The organism is Pseudolactococcus chungangensis CAU 28 = DSM 22330, assembly GCF_002441885.1.
In the GTDB taxonomy this organism is placed as follows: Bacteria; Bacillota; Bacilli; order Lactobacillales; family Streptococcaceae; genus Pseudolactococcus; species Pseudolactococcus chungangensis.
Map to the genome: position 1 here is coordinate 1 of NZ_JXJT01000034.1, position 12,397 is coordinate 12,397.

General features: G+C 36.8%; 12 protein-coding genes and 3 pseudogenes. 11 read left to right on the plus strand and 4 right to left on the minus strand.

Annotation, left to right across the window (positions count from 1 at the left end):
- Nucleotides 1-21 precede the first annotated feature (21 nt).
- Nucleotides 22-198 (minus strand): annotated as a pseudogene (locus RR45_RS10040) (IS982 family transposase); the annotation flags it as partial.
- Between the two features lie 66 nt (nt 199-264).
- Between RR45_RS10040 and RR45_RS10045 the strand changes: the two are divergent.
- The 8 genes and pseudogenes from RR45_RS10045 to RR45_RS10080 all read left to right on the plus strand — a co-directional run bounded on the left by RR45_RS10045 (nt 265) and on the right by RR45_RS10080 (nt 8,678).
- Complete coding sequence (locus RR45_RS10045) at nt 265-633, plus strand: hypothetical protein (protein ID WP_031367156.1); 369 nt, start codon at nt 265-267, stop codon at nt 631-633.
- Nucleotides 634-649: 16 nt separating this feature from the next.
- Nucleotides 650-3,717 (plus strand): annotated as a pseudogene (locus tag RR45_RS10050) (type I restriction endonuclease subunit R).
- The gene (locus tag RR45_RS10055) at nt 3,717-5,312 is read left to right on the plus strand and encodes a type I restriction-modification system subunit M (protein WP_031367155.1); all 1,596 of its coding nucleotides are present in this window, start codon (nt 3,717-3,719) and stop codon (nt 5,310-5,312) included. The pseudogene RR45_RS10050 and the gene RR45_RS10055 overlap by 1 nt, the downstream one beginning before the upstream one ends.
- Nucleotides 5,302-6,510: a restriction endonuclease subunit S gene (locus RR45_RS10060; RefSeq protein WP_031367154.1), complete on the plus strand. Its 1,209-nt coding sequence runs from the start codon at nt 5,302-5,304 to the stop codon at nt 6,508-6,510. The genes RR45_RS10055 and RR45_RS10060 overlap by 11 nt, the downstream gene beginning before the upstream one ends.
- Before the next feature lie 124 nt (nt 6,511-6,634).
- Nucleotides 6,635-6,874: a hypothetical protein gene (locus RR45_RS10065; protein ID WP_010276787.1), complete on the plus strand. Its 240-nt coding sequence runs from the start codon at nt 6,635-6,637 to the stop codon at nt 6,872-6,874.
- Nucleotides 6,871-7,521: an ABC transporter ATP-binding protein gene (locus RR45_RS10070; RefSeq protein WP_010383508.1), complete on the plus strand. Its 651-nt coding sequence runs from the start codon at nt 6,871-6,873 to the stop codon at nt 7,519-7,521. Before RR45_RS10065 ends, RR45_RS10070 begins: the two co-directional genes overlap by 4 nt.
- Nucleotides 7,518-8,273 carry an ABC transporter permease gene (locus RR45_RS10075; RefSeq protein WP_031367153.1) on the plus strand — a complete coding sequence of 252 codons (756 nt, stop codon included), beginning with the start codon at nt 7,518-7,520 and terminating at the stop codon, nt 8,271-8,273. The genes RR45_RS10070 and RR45_RS10075 overlap by 4 nt, the downstream gene beginning before the upstream one ends.
- A gap of 75 nt (nt 8,274-8,348) precedes the next feature.
- Entirely contained in the window at nt 8,349-8,678 is a 330-nt protein-coding gene (locus tag RR45_RS10080; protein WP_244148316.1) for a hypothetical protein, read from the plus strand.
- Here RR45_RS10080 and RR45_RS10085 read toward each other — a convergent pair.
- The 3 genes from RR45_RS10085 to RR45_RS11460 form a co-directional block, all read right to left on the minus strand.
- On the minus strand, nt 8,673-9,449 hold the full coding sequence (locus RR45_RS10085) for a class I SAM-dependent methyltransferase (protein WP_031367151.1): 777 nt from the start codon (nt 9,447-9,449) through the stop codon (nt 8,673-8,675). The genes RR45_RS10080 and RR45_RS10085 overlap by 6 nt on opposite strands.
- Nucleotides 9,450-9,610: 161 nt before the next feature.
- Nucleotides 9,611-10,447, minus strand: coding sequence for an AraC family transcriptional regulator (locus RR45_RS10090; protein WP_031367150.1), 837 nt, complete (start codon nt 10,445-10,447; stop codon nt 9,611-9,613).
- Nucleotides 10,448-10,922: 475 nt separating this feature from the next.
- The gene (locus RR45_RS11460) at nt 10,923-11,147 is read right to left on the minus strand and encodes a FanG protein (protein WP_072353678.1); all 225 of its coding nucleotides are present in this window, start codon (nt 11,145-11,147) and stop codon (nt 10,923-10,925) included.
- Between the two features lie 28 nt (nt 11,148-11,175).
- On the opposite strand from RR45_RS11460, the gene RR45_RS10105 reads away from it, so the two are divergent.
- The 3 genes and pseudogenes from RR45_RS10105 to RR45_RS10115 form a co-directional block, all read left to right on the plus strand.
- Entirely contained in the window at nt 11,176-11,790 is a 615-nt protein-coding gene (locus tag RR45_RS10105; RefSeq protein WP_031367149.1) for a CadD family cadmium resistance transporter, read from the plus strand.
- Between the two features lie 11 nt (nt 11,791-11,801).
- Nucleotides 11,802-12,140, plus strand: a complete 339-nt coding sequence (gene cadX / locus RR45_RS10110; protein ID WP_031367148.1) for a Cd(II)/Zn(II)-sensing metalloregulatory transcriptional regulator CadX — start codon at nt 11,802-11,804, stop codon at nt 12,138-12,140.
- Between the two features lie 43 nt (nt 12,141-12,183).
- Nucleotides 12,184-12,369: pseudogene (locus RR45_RS10115) on the plus strand (hypothetical protein); the annotation flags it as partial.
- Between the last annotated feature and the right edge of the window lie 28 nt (nt 12,370-12,397).

Below are 12,397 nucleotides of genomic sequence, written 5' to 3' on the forward strand. Positions count from 1 at the left end.
TATCTATAGCAATATGATTTTTGTAGCCATAAAATGAAGCACTCCCCACAGGTAACAAGTAATCACTAAACAGTCAGATGTTGCAAGATGGACGTTCTTCCGATTTTGTATTTCGAGTGGAACGCTTGTTTGATAAATCGCTTCAATGCTTGTCAGTAAATAAACAAAAACTTTTGTAAGTGTGCTATTATAAGTCATATAAGTCGTGCGCTTTCTAATGCTTAGTGGTTTAAGATTAGGATAGCACGACTTATATACTTTTCAATGAAATCAACTAGCAATTCGGGTATACTAGATATAATTGAGTATCAAAAAGAGCAGATAAAAGATTTACAAAACACTAAAGATGAACAATTTAAACAATTAAGTAATATGCAAAATCTTTTAGACCAACAACAACGTCAAGCCTTACAGGATAAAAAAGTACTAGAAGAGTATAAATCAGAAATCAATGAATTGAAAGCTCTTAAAATGCCTCAGGAGGATATGAAAGATGGCTCGTCGATAAGGGGTGAGGCGCAGGAAGAAATTGAACGACAGAAAGCTCAATTGAAGTTATCAGAAGAAGAGCGAAACAAGGCAAAAGAAAAAGACCCGGTAAAAACAGAATCTAAAAAATGGTGGCAACTATGAAAATGAGGGGAATCAAATGAGTCATTCGGAACAAATGATTGAAAACCAGTTCATACAGATCTTAAGTGAGAAAGAAAATCAGTGGACTTATCGTCCGGACTTGAAGTCGGAAGAAGCACTTTGGCAAAACTTTAGAGGCCATTTGAACCGAATAAATTTAGCAGTATTGGAAGAGCAACTATTAACGGATAAAGAATTTAAGCAAGTCAAAGTCGAGTTTTCACGTTTGACCGGAACGCCTTTTTTAGCTTCTCAATGGCTTAGAGGAGAAAACGGGGTGGCTCAAGTTTTATTAGAGCGAGAAGATGGGAAAAAAGTGACTTTAGAAATAAGGATATCTCAGGAGGAACTTCTTCTTATGAGGTAGTTCACCAAGTGGTCCCAGATTCCTCTAGAGTAGATCGTGGAGATGTGAGCTTGCTGATTAATGGGCTCCCAATCATTCATATTGAGCTCAAAAAAGAGTCCGCTAAAGACGGTTTCATGCAAGCTTATTATCAAATTCAGCGTTATGCAGAAGATGGATTTTTTAAAGGGATTTACGCAACCACTCAAATCATGGTGATTTCCAATAAAGTCGATACCCGATACTTTGCAAGACCTAGTGAAGATACCGCTGAAGCCTATGCTCGGATGAAGAAGTTTTTATTTAATTGGCGGACTGAAGACAATCAAACGGTTTCCGATTTGTTTGATTTTACTCGTACAGTTTTGCGGATACCCGATGCCCATGAATTGATTAGCCAATATACCATTCTCGTCGATGATCAAAAAAATCAAAAATTCCTCATGGTTTTAAGGCCTTACCAAATTCATGCTATTCGTAAGATTCGTCAAAAAGCGGCACAGCATGAAGGAGGATTCATTTGGCATGCGACAGGTTCAGGAAAGACCATTACCAGTTTTGTCGCAACGAAATTATTAGCACAAAATGCGATCGGTGTCGATCGTACGGTCATGGTTGTTGATAGAACGGACTTAGATGCTCAAACGCAGGATGAGTTTACTAAGTTTGCCTCGGAATACCATACAGGACAAACGACCGGAAATTCGGTAGCCAATACTTTGATTGTTGGGATCAAAAATCAAAAACAGTTGGCTCGAAACCTCCTTTCATCAAAAAATAATAATACGATTTTAGTGACCACGATTCAAAAACTCTCTGCGGCTATGCGAAGTGCCCAACAAGAGAGTGAAGAAAAAGGCTCCAATCAATTTGAGAAGCTACGACAAGAACATATTGTTTTTATTGTTGATGAGGCTCATCGTGCGGTTAGTGATGAGGAAATGAAGCGGATTAAGAAAATCTTACCCAATTCAACCTGGTTTGGATTAACAGGGACGCCTATTTTTGAACAAAATAAAAAGCAAGAAAATGGAACCTTTGCCAGAACAACGAGCCAGCAATACGGACCACTCCTTCACTCCTATACAACCAAAAATGCTATGGATGATGGGGCTGTGTTAGGCTTTCAAGTCGAGTATCATTCACTGATTTCAGAAGAGGATCAAGAGGGGATTGTCACCCAACTCAATAAAGGAAAGTTGCCAGACGATGTCTTACAACAAGAAAAATTATTGCCTACAGAACTTTATGAAAAAGATGAACATATCCGTACTATGTTACAAAAAATCTTTAATCGGAGAAGTGTGGTCAAAAAGTTCAAGGTAAAGAATGGTTTTCCTACGATGTCAGCCATTCTTACCACTCACTCGATTGCCCAAGCCAAACATATTTACCGGATTTTAAAGGAAATGAAAGATAATGGGACACTCTTGAATGGGCGACAATTTGATGCACGTCATCAACTGATTGATAAAGATTTCCCAAGAGTAGCTATTACCTTCTCAACCAATCCGGATCAATTAGAAAAAAATGAACAAGACGATGAATTAGTAGAGATTATGAAAGAGTATGCGAAACAGTTTGATGTCTCTCCTTACCAAGATGAGAAACTCTACAATCAAAATATTAATAAACGGTTGGCCCGGAAGGAAAAGCAATATCAATCGGAGGGTCAGTGGCTAGATTTTGTTATTGTTGTCGATCGTTTATTGACAGGCTTTGATTCTCCCACCATCCAAACCCTATATGTAGATAGAGAATTGAACTATCAAAAGCTCCTTCAAGCGTTCTCAAGAACCAACCGTATTTATACAGGAAAAGATTCTGGGTTGATTGTCTCTTTTAGAAAACCCTTCACCATGAAAGAAAATGTGCAAAACACGTTTCGTCTATTCTCAAATGAAAATCAAAACTTTGATCAACTGATTCCAAGAGAATATGAAGAAGTCAAAAAAGAATTTATCGAATGTTCAACACTTTATAAACAAAGCGAAGCCGACCTATCGGACAATCCCAATGATCTTAAAACGATGATTGCGCAAGTAAGTGCTTATCAAAAGCTAGAAAAGAGTTATAAAGCGCTCCGAAGCTATGATCAATACGAAGAGGACTTTGAAGCATTTTCAGAAGTAGTGGAGCAGTTGCCACAATATCAAGGTAAAACGGAAAATGTTAAAACAAAGATTAAAGAAATGATTGAGGATGAGGAGCATCCTGAGGAGGACTTCGAGAAGTTTTTACAAGAGATTGCTTTTTCTTCGCAGCTCAATGCGACACATAAAGACGTCGTGGATAGTTTTTATATTAATCAACTTTTGAAAGCGATCCAATTAAACGAAGCAGGGGCCGTTGAAAAATTTGAAAAAGAAATCCAACAAAAGGATCCTCAAATCCAAAAGATGTATCACACCTTGAAAGATCAACTCGTCAATACTACTGAAGAGATCGATGTGGCTCAATTAAAAGAGACTTCGATTCAAAATGAAATTCAAAGACAACTTCAAAAAGAAGCCGAGGAATTTGGATTATCCTTCGACTTTTTACAGTCTGCAATGAATGAATATCAAGGCGATAAGAAAACGATCCCTTATTTAACCCATTTACTGGATTCGATGACTCTTAGTAAAGAAGAGTTCGAAGCCAAAACGGGTGAAAAATACAGAAGAAGAACAAAAGTTTTAGAAGAACGACTACAACAAAACTTTGAACAACTTCAAAAATGGAAAGAAGAATTATAATGGCGACAGGTTTAAATCAACAACTATGGGCTTCTGCGGATATCTTACGTGGGAAGATGGATGCAAGTGAGTACAAAAACTACTTACTGGGATTAATTTTCTATAAGTACTTGTCTGATGCGCAGCTTAGAGAAGTTTATGAACAAGAAAATGGAAAAACAGATACCTTCCCAGAACGTTCCACTCAGTATGCAGGATTCATGGAGTGGTACGAAGAAGACAAAGACGATTTAATCGAAAATATCCAACCCAAACAAGGCTACTTTATCCAACCCGATCAATTGTTTTATCACTACCGCATCAAAGCTGATAACTATGAATTTAACTTGACCGACTTACAAGCAGGTTTTAATGAGTTGGAACGTCAAGGAGAAGAATTTAGTGGATTGTTTGCGGATATTGATTTAAACTCCACAAAATTAGGCTCAAATGCACAACAACGGAACGTGACGATTACTGAGGTTTTACGTGCCTTAGATGAGATTGATTTATTTGAACACAATGGCGACGTGATTGGGGACGCTTATGAGTATTTAATCGGGATGTTTGCGGCAGGTGCAGGTAAAAAAGCAGGAGAGTTTTATACCCCTCAAGCTGTTTCACGCATCATGTCAGAAATTACGTCGATCGGACAAGAATCTCGAGCGCCTTTTCATATTTACGATCCTGCGATGGGATCAGGTTCTTTGATGCTTAATATCCGTCGCTATCTCATCAATCCAAATCAAGTCCATTATCATGGCCAAGAGCTAAATACGACGACCTTTAACTTAGCACGTATGAACTTAATCCTTCATGGAGTAGATAAAGAACGCATGAACCTGAATAACGGAGATACTTTAGACGCCGATTGGCCCTCAGAAGAGCCTTATCAGTTTGATTCCGTAGTCATGAATCCACCTTATTCTGCAAAATGGTCAGCGGCAGATAAATTTCTCTCTGACCCTCGTTTTGAGCGTTTTGGAAAATTAGCGCCTAAATCTAAAGCGGACTTTGCCTTTCTCCTTCATGGTTTTTACCATTTGAAAGAATCGGGAACAATGGGGATTGTCCTGCCTCATGGCGTGCTCTTTAGAGGAGCCGCAGAAGGAACCATTCGTCAGGCCCTTTTAGAAATGGGAGCTATTGATGCAGTCATTGGATTGCCGGCCAATATCTTTTTTGGAACGAGTATTCCGACAACGGTTATTATTTTGAAGAAAAACCGCTCTCGTCGTGATGTCTTGTTTATTGATGCTTCTCAAGACTTTGAAAAACGAAAAAATCAAAATGTCCTGTTGGATGAACATATTGATAAAATTGTTTCTATCTACAAAAAACGAGAAGATATTGAAAGATATGCTCATGTGGCTCGCTTTGAAGAAATTCAAGAAAATGACTTTAACTTAAATATCCCTCGTTATGTCGATACCTTTGAGGAAGAAGAACCGGTTGATTTGGTTGCAGTGAATACCAATCTCCTTAAGATCAATGAAGAATTAGTTCAACAAGATCAAATGCTCTTATCTTTGATTAACGATTTTTCAGAAAGTGAAGAGAATCAAGCCTTGATTGATTCGATGCGTCTTCTTTTGAGAGGTGGGCATGATGAGTAAAAAGAGTCCACAATTAAGGTTTGAAGGTTTTACGGATGATTGGGAACAGCGTAAGTTGAAAGATATTGTGAATCGAGTTACGAGAAAAAACAAAAATTTGGAGTCAACATTACCATTAACAATATCTGCACAATATGGACTGGTAGACCAGATAACTTTTTTTAATAAACAGATTGCTAGTAAGGATATGTCTGGATATTATCTACTCCAAAAAGGGGAATTTGCATACAATAAAAGTTACTCTAAAGATTTTCCATGGGGAGCTATAAAGCGGCTTAATATGTATGATGAAGGCGTTCTATCAACTCTTTATATTGCTTTTCTCCCCTTCAAAGTAAATAGTGATTTTCTTGTTTCGTATTATGAAACAGATGGATGGCATAAGGAAGTTGCTATACGAGCTGCTGAAGGGGCAAGAAATCATGGATTATTGAATATTACTGCTGTTGATTTCTTTGATACAGGATTAATGATTCCACCTAATAACGACGAACAACAAGAGATTGGTGGATTTTTTATTGAGCTAGACCACACCATCACCCTTCATCAGCGTAAGTTAGATTTGTTGAAAGAACAGAAAAAAGGCTTTTTACAAAAGATGTTCCCTAAAAATGGTGCCAAAGTTCCTGAATTGCGGTTTGCGGGGTTTGCTGACGATTGGGAAGAGCGTAAGTTGGGGGATGTGTTCTCTGAACGATCAGAACGAAGTAGTGAAGGAGAACTTATCTCTGTCACTATTAACTCAGGAGTTGTAAAGGCAAGTGAACTTGATAGAAAAGATAATTCCAGTAATGATAAGTCCAATTATAAGAAAGTTGAAGTTGGTGACATTGCATACAATTCAATGAGAATGTGGCAAGGTGCAAGTGGTTATTCCTCATATGATGGTATTCTCAGTCCAGCATACACAGTTATCATTCCAAAAGAAGGAACAGATTCAAAATTCTTTGCGTATGATTTCAAACGACATGACATGATTCAAACGTTTAAGAGGAACTCACAAGGCTTAACATCTGACACCTGGAATTTGAAATTTCCAACTTTAAAATCAGTCAAGGTAATGGTTCCTTGTATGGAAGAACAGACCAAAATTTCTAACTTTTTTGAGAGACTTGATACTACCATCACCCTTCATCAACGTAAGTTAGATTTGTTGAAAGAACAGAAAAAAGGCTTTTTACAAAAAATGTTTGTTTAGGGTCTATAATTAGATAATGACCCCTAGGAAAGACTATTAAAACAGCCCCCATTATCTAATAGTTAGATAATGGGGGCTGTTTTTTTATAAAATGATATAATACTCCCTAGATAGGAGAAAACGTATGTCTAGACAAAAACGATCGATCAAGGAAAATAATGATAAATTAAAAGTTCAATTAGAACTCCTCCGTAGTTATACGGAACACTTTGATTCAGGTATGATTCATATGGCTTTGCCAATGGCTACACAGGTTCGTGTATTAATACATCAAACAGATAAGTCCAATTTATTGACTTCTGAGCACTTTTTCATCCGGCTGTTGTCGGCGCCGATCATTGTGCGATCGGGGGTGGGCATATGAATTCATTGATTAGTTTAGAAAAAGTTAATTATCAAATCGCTGATCAACATATTTTACATGATGTTGATTGGCAGATTCCAGCTGGGGCTCATATTACATTGACGGGACCATCCGGTGGTGGGAAAAGTACGTTATTACGGATCATTGCGGCCATGATTTCTAAAACAAGTGGGACCTTGATTTTTGATGGGCAGCCGATTGAAAGTTATGACCCAATCATGTATCGGCGGCAAGTCTCATATTGTTTCCAACAACCGACGTTATTTGGTGAGACGGTGGCAGATAACTTAGCTTTCCCGTACCAAATTCGTAAGCAAGTCATGGATACGCAACGAGTGGTAACGGCGTTAAATAATGTTGGGCTGTCCGAACGAACCCTGCATCAGCCGATTATCGAGCTTTCCGGTGGTGAACGGCAGCGGGTCGCGCTGATTCGCAACATCTTATTCTTACCAAAAGTGTTGTTATTAGATGAGGTGACAGCTGGTTTGGATGAAAATAATAAGCAAATCGTGCACGCCTGGTTACGACAGTTAAATGAGCAGGATCACGTGACAACGATCATGATTACTCATGACGCGACAGAGATTGCTGCGGCAGATCAATTAGCGAAAGTGGTTGCTGGCAGATTGGAGGTACACGCATGAATTTAGCAGTTAATAATACGTCGCTATTTTTGGCGGCAATGTTAGTGCTCGTCGCGTTAGGAATTAGTTTGTGGCAGAAACTTGGTTTGGATAGGGATATCGTCATTGGTGTCGTGCGGGCTGTTGTACAACTATTTATCGTGGGTTACTTGCTAAAGTATATTTTCCGAGTCAACAATTTGTGGCTAACGCTGGCGATGATGGGCTTCATTATCTTCAATGCGGCTTGGAATGCGAAAAAACGGGGGCCGGGGATTGACCATGCATTAGCCATTTCGTTATTAGCCATTTTTGTTAGTACGGGGGTAACACTCGGCGTCCTCGTGCTATCTGGTGCGATTAAGTTTGTGCCATCGCAAATGATTCCCATTTCTGGTATGATTGCGTCGAATTCAATGGTCGCAATTGGGCTGGCTTATCGCAGCCTCAATAGTCAGTTTCATGACCAGCGGCAAGGTGTGCTTGAACGGTTGGCGTTAGGGGCTGGTCTACTTGATGCTTCGATTGCCATCGTGCGTGAGGCGATTCGTACGGGGATGTCACCAACCATTGATTCGGCAAAGACCGTGGGTCTAGTCAGTCTGCCAGGGATGATGTCCGGTTTGATCTTTGCAGGGGTCGATCCAGTACGGGCCATTAGGTATCAAATTATGGTCACGTTCATGCTCTTATCAGCGACTAGTTTGGGGTCAATCATTGCGTGCTATTTAGCTTACCGTAATTTCTATAATGAACAAAAACAGTTGAAGTAATGACTCCTGATTGCAGTCCCGCGGGGAGTCCTTTATGATGGAAGCTGAAATAAAACTTAATGCGGGGGTATTGATGTGAATGACGCAGCGGTTTGGGTTCCAGTTCCAGCAATGTTTTACTGGGGCTGGTTAGTACCACTCATATTTGGAACCATTTTTGGTTGGCGTTATCATCGCGATAAGGTTCGCCTAGGTAACGGTATTTGGTTTTCGCTATTTTTCTATTCGTTTTTAACCATGCTGGCGATTACAATTTTAGGTAGCAATATCCACTGGTTGATCATTATCAATGGGACGTTGTTTGTGTTGCTGATCCTGTTGATTGGGCTGATTTTTACCTTACAAGTTTTCTTGCTCTTTCCAATATTCTTCAACTTTACTATTTTCCAGCCTATTCTCCTATAATTTAACAGATAGATTAGCTATATAGTCTGAGCCAAACTGACTTAAACGATTTCTACTATCTTTTGATTCGTAAAAGTCAATCATAGCAAATCCATTTCTCAATTGACCTTGAATTTGTTCTTCCAAAGTATGGCTGAATTCATATCCATATTCTGGATCAATTATTAGTTGACCTTTTTCTTCTAAAAGTCTTGAGTTGAAAGGAAGGCTATATTTTAATAATAATTCCTTCTCAGGTTGATCCCAAACCTCATCTCCGTCATACATATAAATCCACGGATTCATATATCCAATCATTAATAATCCACCTTTTCTTAAAACACGGTAGGCTTCTGAATACATATTATCTAAATTTTCAATATAGACATTTGAGACAGGGCAAAAAATAATATCAAAGCTATCATATTCAAATGGGAATGGTTTGGTCATATCAGCCTGTACAGTTTTAATATACAAATTTTCTCGTTTTGCTACTTCTACGTCTTTAGATAGCTGAGATTCTGAAAAATCCATGATGGTAGTTTCATAACCGTGCATTGCAAAAATAGGTCCTTGCTGTCCACCACCACAAGCTAAACCTAATAATCGCTTACCTTTGGCTTTCTCAAACCATGTTAATGGCACTAACTTCCCAACTGTAAGAGCTACTTCAATTGGTTTATCTTTTAATTCTTGTAATTCTTCGTGACTGTATGGAATTGTATATGGATTACCTTGTCTACTAGAAACTCTATCCCATCTTTCTTGATTTTGATCAATATAGGCTTTCATTTTTTTCTCCTTAAGAGGTTAAACTAAAAGCAAACCTCCAGTGTTGTTTATTTTCATAATATTACCTCCTTTCGTCAAATTACCATAATTATAGCACAGACTATTCGAATACCAAAAAATCCCTAAGAAATCTTTCTTAAGAATTTTAATAATCTACATTTTTATTGTTTACTAATTGGTACCCAAAGCTCCATTTCATAATTGGGATCATGAATATCATTTTCGGTATATACTTCAAAATCTGGTAAACCTGAATGTTTGTACCCATTTTCTGGGAAAAATTCTTCAAGCAGATATTTCCATGCCTGATGAATAGAATCAGGGACTGATCCCTTAACTGGAACTACTGCATACTCAGATTCTTTGACTTCTAAGATATCAAGTCCTAAATTTCTAGCTTTAGCGTCATCCAAGACGTTATAACCCGCCATATAATTAATCTTATCATTTCCCTCATTCTCATAACAAACACCTAATGATTGACCATTTCCAAAACTTTCTAATTGTTCAAAACTATATTTACTATATAATTCATCCCATGTACTCGGACATTGATTAGAATCAATGTTTTCTTTTAATACGCCAGCTACTTTGAATGATGGCTTTGTTTCGATTTTAATATTCATTTGACTTCCTCCTATTACTTTTAAAGCTAATTTCATTTTAGGAAATAAATTATAGTTTTTCCCTTTTCGAACTTCTGAGGGTGAATTCCCATGAAACTTTTTGAAAGAAAAACTAAAAGCATCAGCTGAATCATAATTATATTTCAAAGCAATATCAATTACTTTTTGATCAGTATTCAACAGATCATCTACAGCTAGTGTAAGTTTTCTATTTCTCAAGTATTCTGCCAAAGTAATTTCTGATAGAATAGAAAAAATTCTACTAAATAGTGGATAGGAATAACCTGATATGTTTTGAAATTTTTTAAGTTCAACTTCCGATGTAAGTGTACTTTCTAAATAGTCGATGGTTTTGTTAAATTGATGCATCATTTTTATCACCTCTCACATAGGAGTTTATCATATAAATAAATTGGAAACCCAATAATTTTAGTACAAAAAAAAACTGTAAGCTGAACATTTGTTTTTTGAATTAAAAAACTCTATTGTATTTTCTTTACTACATTCCAAATGATTTTGAACTCAAACCCAGAATCATTAAAATATCATCACTTCTACACTCTACTACCTCAAAACCAAATTTTTTATAAAGGTGAATAGCATGTTTCCATAGCTGACACTCATAGAGATCCCTTCTCTATTTAATTCCAATAATTTTTCGACAAATACCAACATCAGTTGATTACCAATACCTTATTATAGCACCCACAACACCTATAAAAATACCTAGTCGATTAATAAAACTTATTGATATTGACTCTTTTACAACTTTGTCACCCTGAACTTTATCTTTACTGAAGTTAAGTAAGGGGTTCACTACACGTCATTAGACGTCAAAACATTGATTTTAAGCGATTTTTGAATTTTTAAAGTTCATTACATTGCAATATAAATCAATAAGAACTCTACCTTTTACTCTACCTTTTTTAGATGAATATATCATTTGGATATTGAAGTTAAGCCCTGCTATCATTTCGATGGCAGGGCTTTTTAATATTTGGTACACTAACTTTTTATCTATATTTTGGTGGAGCTGAAGTTGACATCTACAAAGTTTAATGTTAAAATACAATCAAAAATATATTTGAATGAGGTGTTTTATGATTCAAAATGTTGTTACTTCAATAATCCTGTATTCTGGGACAGCCGTAGACTTACTTATTATCCTAATGTTATTTTTTGCCAAAAGAAAAAGCAGAAAAGACATCATTAACATATATTTAGGACAATTTCTAGGCTCTGTTAGTCTAATATTGCTAAGTTTGCTTTTTGCATTTGTCTTAGATTATATTCCTAGTAAAGAGATTTTAGGTTTGCTCGGTTTGATTCCAATTTTCCTAGGCCTCAAAGTTTTGCTTTTAGGAGATTCTGATGGAGAAGCTATTGCCAAAGAAGGTTTGAGCAAAGATAATAAAAACCTGATTTTTCTAGTCGCTATGATTACTTTTGCAAGTTGTGGTGCTGACAATATTGGTGTCTTTGTCCCATATTTTACTACCTTAAATTTAGCGAATTTGATAGTGGCTTTACTTACCTTTCTAGTCATGATTTGTCTCTTGGTTTTTTCTGCCCAAAAATTGGCACAAGTCCCTTCTGTTGAAGAAACTTTGGAAAAATATAGCAGATGGTTTATTGCCGTTGTTTATTTAGGATTGGGGATATATATCCTGATTGAAAATAACAGTTTTGACATGCTATGGACTGTGTTAGACTAGGAGAAAATATTTTGAAAAAAGATAGTATCTGCCAAGTGAATGTTATAAATCAACAAAATGTTACAACCGCCACGAACTACCTTGAAAAGGAAAAAGTCCAAAAATCACTTCACATTTTATCAAAGTTTACCGATAATAAACAGATAAATATCATCTTTTATCTCCTTGCTGTTGAAGAACTCTGTGTCTGCGATATAGCCTGTTTACTAAATCTCAGTATGGCATCTGCCTCCCACCATCTTCGTAAACTAGCCAATCAAAACATCTTGGACACTAGAAGAGAGGGGAAAATTATATATTATTTTATAAAAGATGAGGAAATCAGAGATTTTTTTAATCAACTAGGATAACAACTATTTTTACTACTTTTCCATGTTTATAGGGGGCTTATCTATGAAATTTTTTGATGAAAATTACTCACAAGAAATACCTACTCGTATCAAATGTTTAAGAAAAAAGTATAATTTAAAGCAAAGTGACCTAGGTAATGCAGGTCAAGTTAGCCAAGTTGAAAAGGGAAAGCGACAAGTTACCGCTTCAATATTGCTTTATTTGAATACTCAAACCGACTCGGACTATAAAGGGCACCTCTAATAACTACCAATTA